Origin of the sequence: Glutamicibacter sp. 2E12 (genome assembly GCF_050030965.1) — a bacterium.
Taxonomy (GTDB): domain Bacteria; phylum Actinomycetota; class Actinomycetes; order Actinomycetales; family Micrococcaceae; genus Glutamicibacter.
Map to the genome: position 1 here is coordinate 2,236,245 of NZ_CP188297.1, position 20,735 is coordinate 2,256,979.

20 protein-coding genes are annotated in these 20,735 nt (G+C 63.9%); 5 read left to right on the forward strand and 15 right to left on the reverse strand.

The annotated features are described in order from the left end of the window. Positions 1-24 precede the first annotated feature (24 nt). The 6 genes from ACP3TE_RS10470 to ACP3TE_RS10495 all read right to left on the reverse strand — a co-directional run bounded on the left by ACP3TE_RS10470 (position 25) and on the right by ACP3TE_RS10495 (position 4,708). Positions 25-1,020: an asparaginase gene (locus ACP3TE_RS10470; protein WP_286172202.1), complete on the reverse strand. Its 996-nt coding sequence runs from the start codon at positions 1,018-1,020 to the stop codon at positions 25-27. Continuing rightward, the gene (locus ACP3TE_RS10475; RefSeq protein WP_105656225.1) at positions 1,017-1,721 is read right to left on the reverse strand and encodes a FadR/GntR family transcriptional regulator; all 705 of its coding nucleotides are present in this window, start codon (positions 1,719-1,721) and stop codon (positions 1,017-1,019) included. The genes ACP3TE_RS10470 and ACP3TE_RS10475 overlap by 4 nt, the downstream gene beginning before the upstream one ends. 136 nt (positions 1,722-1,857) lie before the next feature. Next, a complete protein-coding gene (locus ACP3TE_RS10480; RefSeq protein WP_105656226.1) occupies positions 1,858-2,295 on the reverse strand; it encodes an SRPBCC family protein in 438 nt (145 codons plus the stop codon). Between the two features lie 9 nt (positions 2,296-2,304). Beyond that, positions 2,305-3,285, reverse strand: a complete 981-nt coding sequence (locus tag ACP3TE_RS10485; protein ID WP_105656227.1) for a TIGR03086 family metal-binding protein — start codon at positions 3,283-3,285, stop codon at positions 2,305-2,307. After that, positions 3,282-3,620, reverse strand: coding sequence for an ArsR/SmtB family transcription factor (locus tag ACP3TE_RS10490; protein WP_105656228.1), 339 nt, complete (start codon positions 3,618-3,620; stop codon positions 3,282-3,284). The genes ACP3TE_RS10485 and ACP3TE_RS10490 overlap by 4 nt, the downstream gene beginning before the upstream one ends. 137 nt (positions 3,621-3,757) lie before the next feature. Beyond that, complete coding sequence (locus ACP3TE_RS10495) at positions 3,758-4,708, reverse strand: beta-ketoacyl-ACP synthase III (RefSeq protein ID WP_105656229.1); 951 nt, start codon at positions 4,706-4,708, stop codon at positions 3,758-3,760. 247 nt (positions 4,709-4,955) lie between these two features. Here ACP3TE_RS10495 and ACP3TE_RS10500 point away from each other — a divergent pair, with 247 nt between their 5' ends. Next, positions 4,956-5,786, forward strand: coding sequence for a metallophosphoesterase family protein (locus tag ACP3TE_RS10500; RefSeq protein ID WP_426733484.1), 831 nt, complete (start codon positions 4,956-4,958; stop codon positions 5,784-5,786). A 64-nt stretch (positions 5,787-5,850) separates the two neighbouring features. Further along, the gene (locus tag ACP3TE_RS10505; RefSeq protein ID WP_105656231.1) at positions 5,851-6,411 is read left to right on the forward strand and encodes a histidine phosphatase family protein; all 561 of its coding nucleotides are present in this window, start codon (positions 5,851-5,853) and stop codon (positions 6,409-6,411) included. Between the two features lie 97 nt (positions 6,412-6,508). Here ACP3TE_RS10505 and ACP3TE_RS10510 read toward each other — a convergent pair whose 3' ends face one another. The 5 genes from ACP3TE_RS10510 to ACP3TE_RS10530 all read right to left on the reverse strand — a co-directional run bounded on the left by ACP3TE_RS10510 (position 6,509) and on the right by ACP3TE_RS10530 (position 12,411). Beyond that, on the reverse strand, positions 6,509-9,016 hold the full coding sequence (locus tag ACP3TE_RS10510; protein ID WP_426733486.1) for a hypothetical protein: 2,508 nt from the start codon (positions 9,014-9,016) through the stop codon (positions 6,509-6,511). Positions 9,017-9,269: 253 nt separating this feature from the next. Beyond that, on the reverse strand, positions 9,270-10,439 hold the full coding sequence (locus ACP3TE_RS10515) for an acetyl-CoA C-acyltransferase (protein WP_105656233.1): 1,170 nt from the start codon (positions 10,437-10,439) through the stop codon (positions 9,270-9,272). Next, on the reverse strand, positions 10,436-11,086 hold the full coding sequence (locus ACP3TE_RS10520; protein ID WP_105656234.1) for a CoA transferase subunit B: 651 nt from the start codon (positions 11,084-11,086) through the stop codon (positions 10,436-10,438). The genes ACP3TE_RS10515 and ACP3TE_RS10520 overlap by 4 nt, the downstream gene beginning before the upstream one ends. Before the next feature lie 2 nt (positions 11,087-11,088). Next, complete coding sequence (locus ACP3TE_RS10525) at positions 11,089-11,793, reverse strand: CoA transferase subunit A (protein WP_332502959.1); 705 nt, start codon at positions 11,791-11,793, stop codon at positions 11,089-11,091. Between the two features lie 162 nt (positions 11,794-11,955). After that, the gene (locus ACP3TE_RS10530; protein WP_133834072.1) at positions 11,956-12,411 is read right to left on the reverse strand and encodes a VOC family protein; all 456 of its coding nucleotides are present in this window, start codon (positions 12,409-12,411) and stop codon (positions 11,956-11,958) included. A gap of 102 nt (positions 12,412-12,513) precedes the next feature. On the opposite strand from ACP3TE_RS10530, the gene ACP3TE_RS10535 reads away from it, so the two are divergent. Together ACP3TE_RS10535 and ACP3TE_RS10540 are read left to right on the forward strand one after the other, a co-directional pair. Next, a complete protein-coding gene (locus ACP3TE_RS10535) occupies positions 12,514-13,302 on the forward strand; it encodes an IclR family transcriptional regulator (RefSeq protein ID WP_105656236.1) in 789 nt (262 codons plus the stop codon). A 109-nt stretch (positions 13,303-13,411) separates the two neighbouring features. Then, positions 13,412-14,512, forward strand: a complete 1,101-nt coding sequence (locus ACP3TE_RS10540) for an alanine racemase (protein ID WP_105656383.1) — start codon at positions 13,412-13,414, stop codon at positions 14,510-14,512. A gap of 9 nt (positions 14,513-14,521) precedes the next feature. On the opposite strand, the gene ACP3TE_RS10545 is transcribed toward ACP3TE_RS10540, so the two are convergent. Continuing rightward, the gene (locus ACP3TE_RS10545) at positions 14,522-15,700 is read right to left on the reverse strand and encodes a DNA topoisomerase IB (RefSeq protein WP_105656237.1); all 1,179 of its coding nucleotides are present in this window, start codon (positions 15,698-15,700) and stop codon (positions 14,522-14,524) included. Between the two features lie 27 nt (positions 15,701-15,727). Here ACP3TE_RS10545 and ACP3TE_RS10550 point away from each other — a divergent pair, with 27 nt between their 5' ends. Next, the gene (locus ACP3TE_RS10550) at positions 15,728-17,416 is read left to right on the forward strand and encodes a long-chain-fatty-acid--CoA ligase (RefSeq protein WP_105656238.1); all 1,689 of its coding nucleotides are present in this window, start codon (positions 15,728-15,730) and stop codon (positions 17,414-17,416) included. On the opposite strand, the gene ACP3TE_RS10555 is transcribed toward ACP3TE_RS10550, so the two are convergent. Genes ACP3TE_RS10555 through ACP3TE_RS10565 form a run of 3 tightly spaced genes read right to left on the reverse strand, consistent with a single transcriptional unit; the run spans position 17,413 to position 20,731 of the window. Continuing rightward, positions 17,413-19,008 carry a dipeptide ABC transporter ATP-binding protein gene (locus ACP3TE_RS10555; protein ID WP_426733490.1) on the reverse strand — a complete coding sequence of 532 codons (1,596 nt, stop codon included), beginning with the start codon at positions 19,006-19,008 and terminating at the stop codon, positions 17,413-17,415. The genes ACP3TE_RS10550 and ACP3TE_RS10555 overlap by 4 nt on opposite strands. After that, positions 19,005-19,802 carry an ABC transporter permease gene (locus ACP3TE_RS10560; RefSeq protein ID WP_426733492.1) on the reverse strand — a complete coding sequence of 266 codons (798 nt, stop codon included), beginning with the start codon at positions 19,800-19,802 and terminating at the stop codon, positions 19,005-19,007. Before ACP3TE_RS10560 ends, ACP3TE_RS10555 begins: the two co-directional genes overlap by 4 nt. Next, entirely contained in the window at positions 19,799-20,731 is a 933-nt protein-coding gene (locus ACP3TE_RS10565) for an ABC transporter permease (protein ID WP_105656241.1), read from the reverse strand. The genes ACP3TE_RS10560 and ACP3TE_RS10565 overlap by 4 nt, the downstream gene beginning before the upstream one ends. Positions 20,732-20,735 lie beyond the last annotated feature (4 nt).

Below are 20,735 nucleotides of genomic sequence, written 5' to 3' on the forward strand. Positions count from 1 at the left end.
TTGAAATGGTTGGAACGGAAAAAATTACAGTGCGGCCAGCAGGCCCACGGGCGCACCGCCGCCAAAGGCCGGGCTGGTAGCCAGCGGTTCAAGGGCCAATGCGGCCTCGGAGCCCAGGTGCTCGGCGAGCAGCTTGGCGGTGATCGGCATCCGGGCGCGGTCCGAGCCGTCGGCGATCTTCACGGCCAGCGCGCTGCCATCGGGCAGGCCCACGGCCTGGATGCCCTCGAAACCGTCCTTGGCCACGGAGCCGGGCACCGCGCGCATCAGGGCGGTGACATCGCGGCCAACGCCGGCTACCAGTTCCGGGTAGCCGGCCATTGCCGCGGCCACGCGTGCCTCGGCGGTGCCTTGCGCGGCGCTGGCCAGCTTGCCGAAGGCGCGGGCCAATCCGGCCAGGGTCATCCGGTAGACCGGGGTGCCGCAGCCGTCGGTGCTCACCCCGGAGATCTGTTCGCCCGAAAGATCCTCCACGGTGTCCTGCAGCAGCTGCAGGAGGCGCTCGTCATGCAGGTAGTTGGCGGTGTCCCAGCCCTTGAGCTCGCACAGGGCCGCCAGTGCGGCGTGCTTGCCCGAGCAGTTCTGCGCGAGCGCGGTGGCCTTGCCGCCAGCGGCCAGGTAGTCCTGGCGCTCGGCAACGCCGTAGGGCAGGTCGGTGGAATTGCGCAGCGCTGTGTGGTCCAGGCCGGCGGCGGCCAGCGTGGATTCGGCGACCTGCAGGTGGCGCGGGCTCCCGGAGTGGCTGGCCGAGGCCAAGGCCAGCTGCTGGTCGTCGAGCTGCAGTCCGGCGCGCAGCATGCCCACGGCGAACAGCGGCTTGAGCGCCGAGCGCGGGTAGAACGCGGCCTGGGCATCGCCGCGGCTGGCGGCGATGGAGCCGGCGGGATCCAGCAGCACGGCCGAGCCGTAGTGGATGGACTCCACGGCCTCGCCGCGGGTGGCGATGACCAGCGGTTCGTGCTGCGGCAGTGCCTCAACGACCAGCGAAGCGCGCAGGGTCTGGGGATCGGCGGGGGTCACTTCTTGCTCCTGACTATGGTGGATACTGCTTGCTGCACCGCATTGAGGTGCTTGGCCATCGCATTGTTGGCCGCTTGCGGGTCTTGGGCGGCGATGGCCTGGTAGATTTCCTGGTGCTCCGAGTTCGACGGCGACCGGCGGCCGGCAACCAGGTTCACGGTCTCGGACTGGCGGGCCATGGCCTCGCGGATGTCCGCGACGACCTTGGAGAACACCGAGTTGCCGCTGGCCTGGGCGATCGCGGCATGGAAGGCGGCGTCCAGCTCGACCCAGGCTGCCGGGTCGTCTTCCTGCTCCATCGCCTCGATCAGCCCGCTGATCCGCTCCAGGTCCTCGGCGGTGCGCCGGGTGGCGGCGAGGGTGGCAGCCGGGATCTCGATATGCGGACGGGCTTCGTGCAGGTCGTCGGAGGAGAACGTGCCCAGTTTCAGCTCGCGGGTGGGCCGGTGGGAGACCACGAAGGTGCCGCGCCCGGTTTCGGTGCGGGTCAGGCCCAGGGCCGCGCAGGAGCGCAGCGCTTCGCGGATGACCGAGCGGCTCACGCCGTAGTCGGCCGCGAGGGCAGCTTCGGACCCCAGTTTCGCGCCGATGGCGATTTCCTGGGCTTCAATGGCTAGGCGGAGTGCATGGAAGACGCCTTCGGCAGCGGATCGTCGTTCGATCGGTTGCTGTCCGGGTGTCCAGCTGTCAGACAGGTTCACGTGTACCAGTCTGGGGTGTGATCCACTTAACGTCAAGTCGGGAACTGGAGCAATCGGGAATGCTCAGGTCAGTGACGCGCGAACACCGCGGACACGATGCCACAGGCAAGGTATCCGCGGTGTTCGCCGCTGGTCCTCAGTCTTTCTCCAGGATGCTTTTCAGCGCCCGGAGATCAGCCATATTGGCTCGCCGCATCATCATTTCCATCAGCGGGCCGGCCAGTTTGCCGAAGCCAGTTGGCTCGCCGTCATTGCGCAGGTGGACCCGAGTCGCCGTTGGCCCTATCGCTTCGAAGCGATAGGTGGTGCGCATGGGAAACGGGCCCTGCGCGGTGGCCATGACCAGTTCCTCGTTCTGCGCGAACCTGGTGACTTCGTAGGTGTAGGAAAGCTTCCGTCCAAGGAACCTGGCTTCGAAGGCGGTGCGTGATCCGAGGCCGAAGCCATGGGGATCCAGCCGGCGCACCGAATGGATATTCCGGTACCACGCCGGAGCGTTCAGCGGGTTCATCGCGTAGCCGGCCACCACCGAACGTGGCCGGTCGATAGCGATGCTCGTGGAGACATCAACCATGGGAGGTCCTCAGGCTCCTGCGGGAACGCGGCCGGTGAAGGCAATCAGTCGATCCAGGCTGCTGGCGGATTCGGCGACCATGGTTTCTTCCGCGAAGGAGCCGGAGGTGCGCTGAGCCGGTCCCACAGTCTTGCGTGCCAAGCCCAGTACGTATTCCGCGTGGCCAGGATGGATCGCGAACTCCTGGCCGGTCGCCTGGGCGAAGTCCCACCCGTGAACCATCAGTTCCAGATTCAGGATCCCGGCAACCACTGAAGCCGGCATGACAGCGAATCCGAGATCAATCTCGCCGGCAACGCCGCGAGCGGCAAAAGCCTCCAGGGTCGGCTGCACCAGGTTGGCGATGCGTGCTTCCGGCGCCAGGGCCGGGTCATCGGATACCGCAGCGCCCAGGGCACCGCCGATCATCGAGACCGAACCCGCAAGGTGATCCAGCAGCTCGCTCACGGAGAACTCGGAGCAGGGAGTGGCTTTGGCCAGGTCCGCTGCGCAGATGTTGTTCAGGATGAACTGCAGGGCTGCCACGGAGCCCTCGGCGGAAACGATCGGATTCTGCGGCTCGGGCACGGCGTTCCACTCGTCGATGGCTGCTTCGCCGGTTTCGGCAAACTCCTTCAGCCGATCCAGGAAGTGGTTCCATCCCTCGGCGTGGCCCGAGGACTGCTCGGCGTCCAGCCCCTCATGGCGCAAGGTCAGGGCCGTGCCCTGATCCAGCGGTTCCAGGGTGATGAAAACCGTCGAATCGCCGGGCGGAACGGCATCCGAACCTTCCCATCCCATGGTGAAGACCAGGCGCTTGCCGGGCTCGATTTCGGTGAAAGTGCCCGAGGCCTGGTGGCCCGGACCCATGGTGAAGCGGTAGCTGCCGCCGGTCTGCAGGTCAACGCGGTTGGCAACGGTTTGCCAGCGGCGAAGGCGTTCCGGGTTGGTGACCAGTGCAAAGGCGGTGTCGGCGTCAACGGGGAGGATGACTGTTCGTTCAAAGCTCATGGCTTTTCTCCTGGTGGCTGGTGCGGTGGCCCATTGAACGACGCCAATTCGGCGGCCTCGGCAACGAGCAGGTCGAGTTCGGTATTCCAGAACGAGTCAAGGAGGGCCTTGAGCTTCGTGATGCCTGCAGGGTCCAGCGAGTAGTAGCGGCTGCGGCCATCCTTGCGGGCTTGCAGCAGTCCTACGTCAATCAACAGCAGCAGGTGTTGCGAGATGGCGGAGCGGCTGACGGCGAAGTTCGCGGCCAGTTCCGTCACCGTGCGTTCCCCGGAACCCAGCAACTGAATCAAGCGCCTGCGCGTTGGCTCGGAAGCGACTTCCAGTAGATCAAGCATGAAAAATACGTTAGCAGTCACTAACGCGTTATTGCAAGGGGTGCGGAGCAGCTTTTTAGGCTGATGCGGAAGGCGCCGTTAAAGCACTAGTGGGCGCCACGGCAAAATGCCGTAGCGCCCACTCATGGCGAAAATACTTAAGGGATCGTGATGATCTGGCCGGCGTAAGCCAGGCCGCCACCGAAGGCGAAGAGCAACGCCTTGGAACCCGAAGGCAATGGCTCATCCGAAGCCATCAACTTGGAAAGGGCCAGCGGAACCGAAGCGGCCGAAGTGTTGCCCGAGTACACCACATCGGTGGCCACGCGCGCGTTCGGTGCGCCGATCTTCTCTGCCAATGGCTCGATGATGCGCAGGTTGGCCTGGTGCAGGACAATGGCGTCCAGCTCCTCAGGCTTCATGCCGGCACGGTCGATGATTTTCGAAGCGATCTTCGGCAGCTGCGTGACGGTCCAGCGGTAAACGCTCTGGCCGTTCTGCGCGAACTTCATGTTGTTTTCTTCTTCGATGCGCACTGCATCGGACAGGGACGGAACCGAACCCCAGACCACCGGCGAGATGCCGTTGTCTTCCGATGCGGTGATCACGAAGGCGCCAGCGCCGTCCGCGGTCAGCACGCAGGTGGTGCGATCGGTGAAGTCGGTGTAGTCGGTGAGCATCTCCGAGCCGATAACCAAGGCATTCGTCGCCGAGCCAGCGGCAATGGCGCCCTGGGCCAGGCCAACGGCGTGGGCAAAGCCTGCGCAAGCCACGTTCACGTCCACCGCTGCCGGCCCTTGGTCCATGCCCAGGGCGTTAGCTACGCGTGCGGCCATGTTCGGCGAACGGTCCGTAGCGGTGCAGGTGGCGACGATGATCATGTCGATATCGGCTGCCTTGATGCCAGCTGCGTTGCCCAGCGCCATCTCTGCGGCCTTGATGGCCATGGAGTCTACGGTTTCAACACCGGTTCCCCAGCGGCGTTCTTCGATGCCGACACGTCGGGTGATCCATTCATCGCTGGTTTCCACCAACTTTTCCAGCTCGGTGTTAGGGACGATGCGCTCTGGCTGGAAGTGGCCAAAGGCGACGACTTTGCTGCCGGTCATGGATATAGCTCCTCGGTGGATTCAAATCTTCTCTTCTAAGATTAGTCGTTTTGGATGCTACTCGCCGTTCATATGCGCCAGAAAGCATGTGTCAGCCAGTTTTACCTGCCTTCCATGGCCGATTTGTCCGATTATCGGCAAAACCCCGATTCTTCAGGACTTCATATGGCGTCGACACCCTGTTCACCTGCTGGCCAGAACCCCGGCGTTCAATGGGATGAAATGCAGCAGCCGTGAAGGAGGAAAAATGGAACCTCTGACGATAATCCAATTGAGCGACACCCACCTGCGTCCCGAAGGGCAGCTGCTTCACGGATCCATTGATTCGTGGCAACGAACAGAACAGGCGCTGGAAGCAGCCGCGTGTCTGGGTCCGGATGCCATTGTGGTGACCGGCGATATCGCAGACCGCGGTTCGGACATCCATGAGCGGGCCGCAGGGATCTTCAACCAGGCCCAGCGCGAACTGGATTGCCCGGTCATCACCGTTCCGGGCAACCATGATCCGTTGGGCGCGATTGGAGAATCCTTCAACACCAGGCGCCTGTCCACCGGTCCGCATCCAGCCGACACGGTGCACGAGGTCCTGGGGCTTCGGATTATTGGTTTGGACAGCGGGGGATTCCAGTTGGCCCGGGGACGCTTGGAACAGCGGCAGCTCGATTGGCTTGCCTCGCTGCTGGCGGTTCCGGCGCCGCGCGGATCCCTGCTTCTGCTGCACCATCCTCCGGTGGAAGCCGCCAATGAAGCCCGCGCCGGCCGCGGGCTGGAGAGCCCGATGGAGCTGGCGGCCATCGCCGCCGGAAGCGATATCCGTGCAATCCTTTGCGGCCACTACCATCAGGCGTCCACCAGCCAGCTGTTGAGCACCCCGGTGTTCATGGCTCCTGCAGTGTCCTACAACATGAATCCATTTGCCCCGACGCAGATCGTTGACGAGCCCGCAGCGGGATTCAACGTCATCAAGGTCGGGGCGAAATCGGTCGACGCGTTCGCTGCATCCAGCGGCCAGTACGCCGCGCTGCACGCGAGCACCCCGCTGCCAGCGCCGGTCAAGAGTTCGCAGACCGGCAACTGACTCCAAGAACACTACTTCGCACCGGGCACCAGTTGCTTCGGTGCATGCCAGAAAGAAGAAGACGATGAGCGCAAAGAAACTGATCCTGATCCGCCACGGACAGACCGAATGGAACAAGGCAGGACGCCTGCATGGACGCAGCGACCTGCCACTGAACGATACCGGCATCCGCCAAGCCCAGCAGCTAGCCGCGCAGTTGGCGCCCGAAGGCACTTGGGACGCGGTGTATTCCTCCCCGTTGTTCCGTGCCCGCCAAACAGCGCAGATCCTCGCCAATAGCTTGGGCATCCGTGCCCTGCACGAAAACCAGGAACTGATGGAGCAGGACTTCGGCGATCTCGAAGGCACCCTGGTGGCCGATGGCGCCGACGAACAGCGCCAACTGCTGGTTGGCACTGGAGAAACCGAAGAGCATCTGGTGGGGCGTGCAGTGAACGCATTGTTCAAGATCTGCCATCAGCATCCCGGGCAGAATGTGATGGTCGTGAGCCACAGCGCCTTGATCTGCTCGGTAATCGCCGCGCTCACCGGCGAAAGCAATCCGCGCATGGCCAATGGAACCTATGTCGAGCTGGATGCGCAGCTACTGGTCAACCACGTCTCGCGCGAACCGCTGTGGCATTAGGAAGCAAAGAGCAAAGCCGCGTGCCGGCCATGGATCATGGCCGGCACGCGGCTTTGCGTTCTAGTCAGCGGCGGGCTGCCACAGCTGAAGCAGCGGCTTACCACCAGGATGCGCCTTCGACGGTGACCTGGGGCTTCTCGCCGTACCAATCCACGCTGCCCGTGAAGCTGCGGGTGAGCTCTTCTTCGTCGTAATCAATGAACTCCGTGTCATTGAGCTTGTACTTGAAGACGATCTCGGAGCTTGAGAAACTGCCCGATTCCTCGATGGCCACGCTTTCAGCATGCGACTTCACAGAGAACGATGCGATGTCCTTGGACTGCAAGGTGCTCGGGCAACCGTCATCGAGGTTGGTTGGAACGGTCACGCAGGCAGTAGCGAACTTCTTGACCTCATCCAGCACCAGCTCGTCGAGCTTCTCGGTGGTGGTCGTAACCAGCGCCGCCTGTGCCGGCTGCGAATCAGGATGGTTGACACGCAATTCCTGGGCTTCGCTCGTCAGGTATTCGTTGCCAGGCGCTGAGACATCATAGATGCCCGGGTAGGCGTAGAAGCTGCCGGTGAAGGAACGTCCCTCGCCGTAGTAGTCCTCGCTTTCAAGCAGCTTGACCTTGGCCTTGCCGACAGTGACTTCCGAGCTCTTATCGGAGGTGATCTCCACCGGAACAATCAATGCTTCATGGAGCACCCAGGTATCGAGCAGGCCGAAGTCCTTGTCGCCCGCGTCGACATTGAAGGAGCGTTCGTGGCGCTCGCCGTTGATGGAGTAGATCGCTCGCACACGGGCCGAGTCCTTGCCCTTGGATTCCTCGATGACATCAACGAGTTCCAAGCGCTGCTTGGCGTTGCCCAGAACGTCGTCGCTGAGCAGGACGCGCGAGGCGTTGTCGATCCCCGGGTCGACCATCTCGGTCGCCTTGCCGGCCTGGCCCTCGGCAAGCAGCGCGAGGTATTTCTCAACTTCAGCTTCCGGCTTGCGCTGCCCGTTCAGGTAGGCGATGGCACCGAAGCCCAGACCGGCAATGACTGCCAGCGCGAGAACCGAGAAGCCAACGGCCTTGGCCTTCTTCTTGGACTCTTCCGAGGCCGGGGCCAGCGCCGGAGCCGGTTCACCAGCCATCGGCTGGCCGTCGGCGGACACGGCAGGGGTGGATTGGGCTGCGGCGGCAACTGGAGCAGCCTGGCTGGGTGCGGCTGCAACCGGCGAAGCTGGAGCAACGGCAGGTGCCTGGCCGGAAATCCATCGCGCTGAGGCGTCCTTGCCGGCAATCACTGCCAGCAGGGATGGGGCGAAGCGGTAGACCTGCAAGGGCAGGATTTCTGCCAGCAGCGAGACAGCTGCGGCCCCGAGTGCCAAGAAGATCACCGAGTACCAGGTGATGCCGTAGGACATGCTGCCGCTCATGTTGCCCATCTCGTTGGCGGTGATAGCGCCACCCAGGGAGATGTTGGTCAGCCCGGCAAGAATCATCCACAGGACCAAAGCCGCTACCGGCAGCTGCCAAGCGCGCTGCAGGTCGAAGCCAGCGGCCAGTCGACCACGGTGCACGCCAATACGGATAGCCGCCAGGAGTACCAGGATGACGCTCAGGACCAGGAGCCAAGCACCCTTGCCGTCGGCGATATCCCAGATGCGCAGGACGGATTCGGGCAGGGCATCGGCGGTGTATTCGCCCAGGAAGCTGGCCATGCCGGAGACATTCGGAGCCAGCGCCCCGAGGAAGCCCAGCGCTGCCACATATGAACCGATGGTTCCCAGCAGCGGGAGCAGGATCAGGCCCAAGCTCCAGGGCATGTCATCCGGACGCTGGGTGAATGCGGCAATGATGCCGACCAAGGCGAAAGCGGCCAAGGTCGAAACAGCCAGGGCCACGGCCTCGCGGACCCCGGTAAGCAATGGGGATCCGGCGTTGGCGCGCTGGGGCGCGGTGGCAAGGAACTGCGAGAAGAAAACGGCCAAGGCAATCGTGAAGAAGACACCTGCATATCGCGGGGACACCGTGGCGGAGAAGAATTCGCCACCCTGGATGCTGAGCTTCCCGAAGAGCGCAATGACCAGGAAGACCAATGACAGGACCAGCGCGTGCAGTCCGGAGGCCAATGCAGCGCTCTTCCATCCGCCGTTGCGTGCGCCACGACGCAGCTTGCGCACGATCAGGTAGTTCGCGGCGCAGATTGCCACGATGGAGGTGACCGAAACGAGGGCGAATGCGAGGCTGAGCTCGCCGAACATGCCGAATCCGCCCCCGGATCCGGTGATCTTCAGCCCGCCGCCCAGGACGGCACCGAAGACCATGATGAAGGCCTTGAAGGAATTGAGCTGGGACGCCACGTTGAATTCAGCGGAGCCGCCGCCACCGATCTCCTTGGCCATTGAGGCCAGGGGGATCAGGTAGCAAAGAGCCAGGACGATGCCAATGGCCGCAATGGCGCCGGCTTGGAATCCAAGAAGCTGCAGGCTGGCACGGGACTTCAGTTCCAGGACCGCGTTGGTGAATTTCCTGACCTGCCGGTTCTGCCCGGCATTCTCGAACGGGTTCGCCGGTGCCGCCGGCGCTGGCAATGGATCCAAAGGTGCCGGTGGCACCTTTGGATCATCAGGCAATTGCGTATTTTCCAAGGTGAGTCCTCACATGGTGCGATGATGGCGTCACATCCGGGCGTTCTTGGAAACTTAAAGTCGAACAATTGGAATATGACCTTCCAATTACATAACAAGTAAGTGGAAGAACAAAGTCCAGTTAAGAAATATGCGGCGGGTTAAGGAGCGAGTTCCGCCTTTCACTTCACCGGTAAAAGGAAAAGCCGGTGCGGTTGGATCCCGACAGACCCAACCGCACCGGCTAATCGGACAGCGGCTACAGCGAACGCAGCACCATTGCGGTGCCCTGGCCGCCGCCACCGCAGATGCCGATGGCGCCCAGCGAGCCGGCCGGCATCTCGTGGAGCTGGCGGGCCAACGTGCCAATGATGCGTGCACCGGAAGCGCCAATCGGGTGGCCCAGGGCAATCGCGCCACCATGCGGATTCACGATGGAGGCATCGAGACCCAGTGCCTTGGTGGACTGCACCGAAACAGCGGCGAACGCCTCATTGATTTCGACGGCCTTCAGATCCTGGGCTTTGGCGCCGGCCTTCTCCAGGGCTGCGCTGATGGCATTGGATGGCTGCTCGTGCAGGGTGCGGTCCGGGCCGGCAACGAAAGCGTGCGAGAGAATTTCGGCCAGCGGCTTCAGGCCCAGGCGCTCAATGGCCGCATCGCTGGCCAGCACCACGGCTGCTGCGCCGTCGGTGATCTGCGAGGAGTTGCCCGCGGTAATGGTGCCTTCCTTGGCAAAGGCCGGACGCAGCTTGCCCAAGGATTCCACGGTGGTTGCTTCGCGGATGCCATCATCTTCGCTGATCGTGGTGTCGCCGCGACGGCTGGAAATGGTAAATGGCGCAATCTCGCCGGCTGCGAAATCTCGGGCCGCGGCAGCGCGCTGGTGGGATGCGGCCGAGACCGTATCCTGGGCCTCGCGGGTCATCGACAACTTGGCATTGTGCTCCTCGGTGGAAGCGCCCATCGAACGCTTCTCGGCAGCATCGGTCAGGCCGTCGTATTCCAGGGTGTCAATCAGTTCAATGGCACCGTACTTGGTTCCGGCACGGGCGCGCTGCACATGCGGAGCCAGCGACATGGATTCCTGGCCGATAGCCAGGACAACGTCTGCCTCGCCGCTATTGATCAGGCGGGCTCCTGCCACAACGGCCTCGGCACCTGAGAGGCATACGGCATTCACGGCGATGGCCGGAACGTCCAGCGCAATGCCGGCACCCACGGCGGATTGACGGGCCGGGTTCTGGCCGGCGCCACCTTGCAGCACCTGGCCGGCGATGACCTGCTGGACCTCGCTGGGATCAACTCCGGCACGTTCCAGCGCGGCCTTGCCGGCATGGGCGCCGAGCTCGGTGGCTGGAACAGCGGCGAAGGCGCCGTTGAATTTCACGAATGGGGTACGGGCGTAGCCCACAATCTTTGCGGTCATGCTTTCAGATCCTCCACAATATCCACGGCAAATTCTGCTGCCGTGATTTCCTTGATGGTTTCCACGCTTTCACCCGGGGCTACTGCGCGCAGGGTCAAGGTCGAGTTTTCTATATCAAACACTGCTCGGTCGGTGATGATGCGGTTGACCACGCCGACTCCGGTGAGCGGCAGGTCGCATTTCTCCACAATCTTGGATGTCCCGTCCTTGGCCACGTGATCGGTCAGAACGATCACGCGCGGGGTGCCGGCGACCAGGTCCATGGCGCCGCCCATCCCCTTGACCAGCTTGCCTGGGATGGTCCAATTGGCCAGATCGCCATTGGCAGCCACTTGCAGGGCGCCGAGGATCGCGGTCTGGACGTGGCCGCCGCGGATCATGCCGAAGGAGGTCGCCGAATCGAAGAAGCTGCCGCCGGGCAGGATGGTCACGGTCTGCTTGCCTGCATTGATCAGATCCGCATCTTCTTCACCTTCATAGGGGAAGGGACCCATGCCCAGCAGGCCGTTTTCGCTTTGCAGCTTGACCGAAACGCCTTCCGGCAAGTTGTTGGCCACCATCGTGGGGATTCCAATACCGAGATTCACATACTGGCCATCGGTTAATTCGCTAGCGGCAATGGCCGCCATTTCATCGCGAGTCCACATGCTCAGGCCTCCTGTCGGCTGCGCACGGTGCGCTGTTCAATGTCCTTGACCGCATCGGCCTGCACCAGGGTCTGCACAAAGATGCCGGGGGTCTCCACCAGCGACGGATCCAGGTAGCCCTCGACAATTTCCTCGGCTTCGGCGAAGGTATGGCGGCCGGACATGGCAGCCAGCGGGTTGAAGTTCTTCGAGGTCATCCGGTAGCGCAGGTTGCCTTCGGCGTCGGCCTGGTGCGCCTTGACCAGTGCGATATCGGCAAAGATTCCACGCTCGAGGATCGCTGGCTTGCCGTTGAATTCCATGACTTCCTTGCCTTCGGCGATCGGAGTTCCCACGCCGGTGGGGGTGAAGAAGGCGGGAATGCCCACCCCGCCAGCGCGCAAGCGCTCGGCCAAGGTCCCCTGCGGGCAGAATTCAACTTCCAGATCCCCATCGAGGAACTGCTGTGCGAACAGCTTGTTCTCCCCGACGTAGGAGGCCAGGACCTTGGAGACCTGCTTATTTTCCAGCAGGATGCCCAGCCCTTTGCCGTCTACGCCCATGTTGTTAGACACGATGGTCAGGTTGGTTGCCTTCGAATCCCGCAGTGCGGTGATCAGGCGGTTGGGGATGCCGGAGAGGCCGAAACCGCCCACTGCAATGGTCATGCCATCCTTGACGACGGCAGCCAAGGCGGCGGCTGCGTCATCCCGAAACTTCGTTGTCATCGATTCCTCCATGTGTCCACTATGTGGAGCGCGGATCTGCTTATCCTCTAACGTACGTAGTCGCAGGTGAGCATGCAATAGACCCGGTGCATTGCCGGGTAACTGGTCGGATGGTGAGGAGGAATGGCCAAGCGGCCCATATTATGGACACATCTGAGAGGGCTAGACGATGTCGAACTCATTGCCTTCGATATCGAGCATGCAGATAGCGAAATGGCCCATCTCCGGCATGTCGTGAACGGTGCGGACTTTGGCCCCCAGGGCCACCAGGCGCTCTGCCTCGTCGGTGATGATTTGCCTGCGTTCCTCGAAGCGAACGCCGCGGCCGCCGCTGACCAGCAAGTCCAGATGCAGGCGATTCTTGATGCTCTTGGCCTCCGGTACCTGCTGGAACCAAATCCTTGGCCCACCACCTTGCGGATCGACCAGCGACTCCGGTTCATCACCGGTTCCGGGCGGCAATTCATCATCCGGCACGCCCATGGACTGCCAGTAGGCGCGCCACGTGGGATGCCCGTCCGGGGCAGGCTCGGGAACGTAGCGCAAGGCTTCGGCCCAGAACCGGACCATTGCTTGCGGGCGGGCGCAGTCGATGACGATTTGCCATGTATTTTCCATGTGCTGAATTATCCGCCGACCAGCTCGATAGCAACAGGGGTACGGCGACAAAGTATGAAGCGGGAATTATCCGGCCCGTAACCGATCGTCCATAATGTGGTCATGAGCAATTCCCCGGCTGGAACCCAAGTCGTAGGGCGGCTGGCCGCCGTGCTTCGCACCGTGAGCACCGCAATGCCCGAGGGCATCACCACGACGCAAACGGCCCGGAGCACCGGTTTGGCCCGGCCCACCGTGCATCGCCTGCTCAGCGCGTTGGCCACCGAAGGATTCTGCGACCACGATCATCGCACCGGCCGCTGGCTGCTTGGCCCCGAGCTCTACCTCATGGGCGCGGTGGCAGCCGAGCGCTACGACATCAGCGAATTGGCCCGCGAGCATGTTGCCGCGCTGGCCGAGGCGACCGGGGAAAGTGCGTTCCTCTCGGCGCGGCGAGGGGACGAAACCGTGTGTTTGCTGCGCCAGGATGGAGCCTTTCCCATCCGCTCGTTCGTGCTGTATGAAGGACGGCGCTTCCCGCTGGGAGTCGCGTCGGCCGGAATCGCGATCCTTGCTTTCCTGCCTGAACAGGGCATTGAGCGCTACCTGCGCGATGCCGATCTAGAGCCAGGATATGGGCCGGCGCATTCGCGCGAAGAGCTGCGCAAAAAGGTCGCCGAAACCCGCCAGCTGGGCTATTCGGTCAACCCCGGCTTGATCGTCGAGGGCAGCTGGGGCATGGGTGCTGCGGTTTTCGACAACTCGGGACAGCCTGCCTGGGCACTGAGCCTGACCGGGATCCACACGCGTTTTGAAGCGGACCGCCGCGAAGAGCTGGGCAATCTGCTGCTGCACCACGCGCATGAGTTGTCCACCAAGCTGTCGGCCCGGTCAAGCACGCTGCCACGCTAGTTTTTTTCCTTCCCCTGTACAAAGCTTCCTGCGGTAATCTTTCAGATCGGCGGGAATGCCTATTTCCAGGATTCCCCGTGACGCAGCCAAGTGCAGAAGGACGGAAAATTTGGGCACTATCCCGGCCGGAATCAACACCCCGCAGGTCATCGTTGACGTAGCGAAGCTCCAGCAGAACATTGACCGGGTGGCCCACCGGGTGGCGAGCCAGGGCCTGAAACTGCGCCCGCATGCCAAGACGCACAAGATGCATGAAATCGCCGAACGCCAGATGGACGCCGGTGCCGCCGGACTCACCGTGGCAACTGTCGGCGAAGCCCTCGCGTTTGCGCTGCACGGGGTCGCGAAGATCTTCATCGCCTACCCTTTGTGGGTCAATGAATCCCAGGCGGCACGCATCCTGGAGCTGATGCGCCGTGCCAAGCTGAGCATCGGCACGGACTCTGTCCAGGCCGTGCAGCAGATGGCCAGGATGCTGGGGGAGAAGGCCTCCAAGATCAAGCTCGTCATCGAGATCGACAGCGGCCATCATCGGAGCGGCACCAGCCCGCAAGGCGCGGTGGAAATAGCCGATGCCGCCCGTGCGGCAGGCATGCGCGTGCATGGGATCTTCACCTTCCCCGGCCACAGCTACTCGCCGGACGGCATCGACGCGGCACTCAACGATGAGCACAAGGCCCTGGCCGAAGCGGCGTGCCTGCTGCGCGAGGCCGGGCATGCCATCAAGCGCATCAGCGGGGGCTCCACCCCGACCGCCGAACTGAGCGACAACTCGGTGCTGACCGAGGTGCGTCCAGGGGTATACGTCTTCGGCGATGCGCAGCAGTTCGAGCTGGGGCGCGTGCGCTGGGAGGATATTTCCCTGACCGTCGCCTCCACCGTGATCAGCCGCCATGAAGGCGATGGGCAGATTCCCCGGCGCATCGTGCTGGACGCCGGCAGCAAGGTGCTCGGAAGCGACCGCCCGGCCTGGGCCACCGGATACGGGCGCATCGCCCAGTGCCCTGAAGCCCGCATCAGCGCACTATCGGAGCATCACGCCACCGTGCTGTGGCCCGAGCACTTGGACCTGCCGGCCCACGGCGAGCAGCTCCACGTCATCCCGAACCATGTCTGCGTCGCGGTGAACCTGGTCGACAACGTGCTGGCAGTGCATGAGGACGGCACCAGCGAGGTATGGGATGTAGCGGCCCGCGGACTGAACTTCTAGATTCTGAACCTAGCTGGCCCTTTCAAGGAACCGCAGCAGGCAGCGCGAAGCCGGATCCAAATGGTTCTTGGTCCCCAGCTGCCGTTTGGAACGGCGCAGCGCCGCCAATTTTTCCGGATCGTCCGCCAGCTCCAGCACACGGGGATCGATATAGGAGCCGGCCGCGATTTCGGGAGTATTGCCCAGTTTTCCGGCGGCCTGCTCGATGGCCAGCTTGCGCAGATTCCTGGCATCATCGGCAGCCATAGCCGAGGCGGGAGCCTCGATCAGTGCCCTGAAAGCCGCTAAGCTGCCGCCCCAGGTCCTGAAGTCCTTGGCGGTGAATCCGCTACCCAGATGCTCCTCGAGGTACCGGTTGATTTGCGCAGGCTGGAGCAGGTGCGAGTGCCCATCGTCATCCAGGTAGCGGAAAAGCTCGTAGCCCGGCTGATCGCGCAATTGGACCAGTACTCGTGCCAGTCGCCGGCTCCTGATTTTCACATGCTGCTGCTGGCCGCTCTTGCCGGGAAACTCGAGGGTGGCGCAATGCCCTTGGACCTCCAGATGCTTGGCTCGCAGCGAAGCGGCCCCGAACGATTGGTTGGAACGCGAGTAGGCGTGCGTGCCGATGCGCAGCAGATGCAGATCCAGCAGCAGGACCACGGCCGCAGTGACCCTGTCCTTGTCGTTTCTTCCCCGGCGCAGATCCCGCAGCAGCTGGCGGCGGAGATTGGGCAGTGCGCGGCCGAACGCCGGCAACCGGTCGAATTTGGCGGCATCCTGCCGCTCGCGGAAATCGGGGTGGTAGATCATCTGGGTGCGTCCTGCCGCATCGATTCCGCGAGCTTGGACCTTGGCCCGCGCACTGGCAGCGATCTGGACCTGTTTCCATGCCGGCGGGATCGACAATTGCCTGATCCGATCCAGCAGGTGCTGGTCCTTCACCGTGCGTGCCCCTTCCAGGTAGAAGAAGCCGGTTCCCGCGCGCCGGCGCGTGATGGGAAGCCGTTTGCTTCGGCGTGCTGGCATGGATGCCTCCCGGTAGTTGCGTAGCCGTGCAATCACGCACACGCTATCGCCGATCGCTGCCCTGCTCCGGGTGTTCGCAGGAAAATCCCAGCTGTGCGGTGCCGGGGCATTGACGCCAGCGGGCGGATCCGCCACCTGCAGCGCGTCGTTTGCACCCGGGAAGACCTGGAATCGCGCCATGTCCCGTAACAGGGCATGATTGGAGGTATGGAAAATAGTGCTGCGCCCGCATGGGTGGCAAATTACCAGCCGGGAGTCCCGGCCGAAATCGAGCTGCCCACCGAACCGCTCAGCCGCATGTTCGAGCGCTCCGTGCGTGAAGCCGGCGATAGTCCGGCGACCGAGTTCTTCGGCCGCCGCACCAGCTACGCCGATCTGGGCGCGCAGGTAGCCAAGGCCGCCGAGGGCCTGCGCAAGCTCGGCGTGCGCGCCGGCGACCGCGTTGCGCTGATCCTGCCCAACTGCCCGCAGCACGTGATCGCCTTCTACGCGATCCTGCGCCTTGGCGCCGTCGTGGTGGAGCACAACCCGCTGTACACCTCGCGGGAACTGCGCCACCAGTTCGAGGACCACCAGGCGCGCATCGCGATTGCCTGGGACAAGGTCGTGGCCAACGTCCAGGAATTCCCCAAGGACGTGCAGCTGGACTCGATCGTCTCGGTCAACCTGCTCGAAGCCTTCCCCGCGGTCAAGCGCCTGGCGCTGAACCTGCCGGTCAAGAAGCTGCGCGAGACCAAGGCGTCGCTCACGGCCCGCACCTCGGGCACCGTCGCATGGAAGGACCTGCTCTCCGGTGCGCAATTGGATGCGAACCACCCGCATCCGGATGTCGATGATCTGGCGGTCATCCAGTACACCTCGGGGACCACCGGCCACCCCAAGGGCGCCATGCTCACCCACTTCAACCTCTATTCCAACGCCTTGCAGGGCGAGGCCTGGATGCTCGGGGCGCAGGAGCGCGAGGAAATCCTCTACGCGATCCTGCCGATGTTCCATGCCTTCGGCATGACCCTGTACCTGACCTTCGGCGTGAAGAAGCAGGGCCTGCTGGTGCTCTTCCCGAAGTTTGATCCGCAGATGATCCTGGATGCCTGGAAGAAGTCCCCGGCCACCGTGTACTGCGCGGTGCCGCCGATCTACGAGCGCACCGCCCTGGCGGCCAAGGAGCGCGGCGTCTCGCTGAAGAGCGCCAAGTACTGCATCTCCGGGGCGATGAACCTGCCCGACCATGTGGTGGAGCTGTGGGAATCGATGTCCGGCGGCCTGCTGGTGGAAGGCTACGGCATGACCGAGTCCTCGCCGGTGGCCTTGGGCAACCCGTTCCACCCCAGCCGCCGCACCGGCACCATCGGCGTGCCCTTCCCCTCGACACTGATGAAGGTCGTGGACGTGGAGGACCCGAGCCGGGAAGTGGCCCAGGGAGAACCGGGCGAATTGCTGATCAAGGGCCCGCAGGTGTTCCAGGGCTACTGGAACAACCCGGAGGAAACGGCCAAGGCCAAAACCGAGGACGGCTGGCTGCGTTCGGGCGATGTGGTCACCGTCGACGAGGACGGCTTCGCCCAGGTGGTGGACCGCGCCAAGGAGCTGATCATCACCGGCGGCTTCAACGTTTCACCGACTGAGGTCGAGATCGCCCTGCGCCAGCACGCTGACGTGGCCGATGCCGCGGTCTTCGGAAAGCCGTTGGCCCGCGGCGGCGAAATGGTGGTTGCCGCGGTGCAGCTCGAAGAGGGCTGCGGGCTGAACGAGGACGCGCTGCGCGCCCACTGCCGCGAGCTGCTGGCCGCCTACAAGGTGCCTAAGCGCATCGTGCAGATCGATGAGATGCCGCGCTCGCTGCTGGGCAAGATCCTGCGCAAGCAGGTCAAGGACCAGATGGTCGATCTGGTCTAGCGCAACCGCGGCATCGCCGAGAGCAGCAGTTTCGTGTAATCGTGCTGCGGGGCGCTGAAGACCTGGTCAGTAGAGCCCTGCTCGATGATCTTGCCTTCATGCATCACTGCAACGGAGTCGCTCATGTGCTCGATCACCGACAGGTCATGGCTGATGAACAGGTAGCTGGTTCCGGTGTCCAGCTGGATCCGATCCAGCAGGTCCAGCACCGTGGCTTGGATTGATACATCCAAGGCCGAGACCGGCTCGTCAAGGACCAGCACCTGCGGCTTGGGCGCTAGCGCACGGGCAATCGCCAAGCGCTGGCGCTGCCCGCCGGAAAGCTCGCGCGGGTTGCGGCCCAGCAATTCGGTGGACAGCTCCACTTGTTCGAGCAGTTCAGCCACCGGCTTGCGGTACTCGGCTGCGCGCTTGGACTTGCCGCGGCTCAGCGCATCGGCCAGCAGCTGCCCCACCGAATAGCGCGGATCGAAAGACCCCAACGGGTTCTGGTAGATCGCGCCCATTTGTTCGCGCAGCTTTCGGCGCTGGGATTCGAGGGCCGGGGCAAAGTGCTCGCCGAGCAGCTTGATGTTGCCTGCATCAGGCTTCTGCAAGCCCAGCACCATGCGCGCGGTGGTGGTCTTCCCGGACCCGGATTCGCCGACAACGCCCAGGGTCTTGCCCCGGGGCAGTTCGAAACTGATCGCATCCACGGCCTGGTGCTTGCCGAACGTTTTGGACAGCTGCGTGACTGATAACGCGGGGACAGTAGTGGCGGGTGCTTCTGGCGGTGGTGCCGTCAACGGCTTGCTGGCTGCCGACAACGGGGCGAAGCGCGGTATCCCCGAAGGCACGGCCCGCAGCAATTGGCGGGTGTACTCGTGCTGCGGGTCGCCCAGGATCTGCCCGGTGCTGCCGGCCTCAACGATTGCACCGTTGCGCATCACCGCGATGTCGTCGGCCAAATGCGCTACCTGGGCCAGATCGTGGCTGATCATCAGCACGCCGCGGCCCTGCTCCTTGAGCTCGCGCAGCTGCGAAAGGACCAGTGCTGTCAGCGCAGAGTCCAAGGCGGTGGTTGCCTCATCGGCGATGACCACCTGCGGGTTGCCGGCCAGGGCCTGGGCAATCAGGGCACGCTGGCGCATGCCGCCAGAGAGCTCGGTGGAACGCTGCTTGGCACGGCGCCCGGGCTCGGGCATGCGCACGGATTCCAGCACCTGGAGCACTCGCTGCTGGCGCTCGGATTTGGACATCTTGCCGTGCGCCTTGAGCGCATCACCGATTTCCCGGCCCACCGGGCGCAGCGGATCGAGCGCCATCAGCGCATCCTGCAAGATCATGGACACCGAATTCCCGCGGATCTGCTGCCAGCCGCGGTCGGCGAGCTCCAAGGCGTCCTGCCCGCAGACAGTCAGCTCGTCGGCTTTCGCGATGCCTCCGGACAGTCCCAGCAGGCTGCGGGCGGTGACGGATTTGCCCGACCCGGATTCGCCGACCAATGCGAGGCAACGTCCGGCCTGGACGGTGAAGGAAATGTTCTTCACCGCCACGGCGGAACCGAAACGGACCGAAAGGTCCTTGACCGTAATCAGTGCTTGCTCGTTCATGCTGTCCTTGCCCTTCCGCCCAGCGCGCGGCCAATCAGCGTGGCGCCTGCGGCCACGGCAACTATCGCCAAGCCGGGGAACAAGCTCATCCACCACGCGAAGTGCAGGTAGGTGCGCCCGGCCGAAAGCATGGCACCCCATTCGGGAGCTGGCGGGGGAGTGCCCAAGCCCAGGAAGGACAGGGCAGCAGCCCAGATCACGGCTTGGCCGATCCCCAAGGTCACCAGAGCCAGCAGGGGCTTGAGGGCGTTGGGAACCAAATGGTTGCGGACCAGCAGCCACGAGCCGCGGCCCAGCACGGTGGCTGCCTCCAGCATTTCCGTACTCTTCAGCGTGCGGATCTGGCTGCGCACCAGCCGGGCATATCCCGGTGCGGTGGACAGGCCCACCGCGACGATGGCCGGACCGACACCGGGGCCGGTGAAGGCAATGATCAGCAGTGCCATCAGCAAGGACGGAATCGCGTAGAGCGCTTCGAGCACGCGCAGGATGATCTCGTCGAGCCAGCGCGGGGACAATGCCGCAACTGTGCCCAAGACGATGGCCAATCCCATGCCCAATCCCGTAGCCGCCAGGCCGATAGCCAACGAGTCGCGGGCACCATGGATGACACGGGTATAGATGTCGCGGCCCGATTCGTCGGTGCCGAAGAAATGCGCGGCGCCGGGTTTGCTGAATGCCTCGGCCGGGTTGATAGCCAATGGATCGCCCGGGGCCAGCACCGAAGGAACCAGCGCGATGAGCACCCACAAGGCGATGAATGCGGCGGCGAAGATTCTTGCGGTGCGGCTCATGAGCTCGCCCCTGCCGGATTGATGGCTCGCTCGATGCCTTCGGTGATCGCCATGACCACGATGTAGACCAGCGCGGAGAAGAGCGCGATGCCGGTGACCATCGGGATGTCGCGGGCCAGCACCGCAGAAAGCAGCGAGCGCCCCAGGCCCGGACGGGCGAAGATCGCCTCGACCACCACCGCGCCGGAAAGCAGCGAGGAGAAAGCCCAGCCGGTCAGGCCCAGGGCAGGCAAGGCGGCATGGCGCAAGCCATGGCGCCAGAAGACCGCCAGCCGGCTTTCGCCACGGGCACGCGCGGCCAGCGCGAACTGGCTGCCCAGGGCTGCGCTCAGCGAATCGCGCATCAGCTGGGTGAGGAACCCGGCCAGCGGCAATGCCAAGGTCAGCACGGGAAGTACCAAACCCTGGGCGGTGCCGTTATCCACGGCCGGCAGCCAGCCGAGCATCGAGGAGAAGAGCATGATCAGCACCGCGCCGAGCCAGAAGTGCGGCACGGCGGCGGCAATGATCTCCACGATATTTCCCAGCCATGCGCCAAAGCGGTTGGCCCGCATGGCCGATGCCGCGAAGCCCAGGGCCAGCACCCAGGCGGCCGCCAGGGCCAGCAGCGCAAGCCAGAGGGTATTGGGCAGGAGATCGCCCATGATGCCGGCGACCGGCTGCTTGAGCGAATAGGAGGTGCCGAAGTCCAAGGTGGCCAGCTTGCCCAGGTACATCAGGTACTGGGAGATGAGCGGCAGGTCCAGTCCGTACTCGGCGCGGGCCGCGGCCAGCGCTTCGGCCGAGGCCTGGGAACCGGGGCCGCCCATGATTGCTTCGGCCGGGTCGCCGGGGATCAGCCGGATGGCGATGAAGATGGCGGTGGCCACCAGCCACAGCACCACCAGCGCGCCGCCGATCTTGCGCCCGGCCCAAGCAATCGTGCCCATGGGG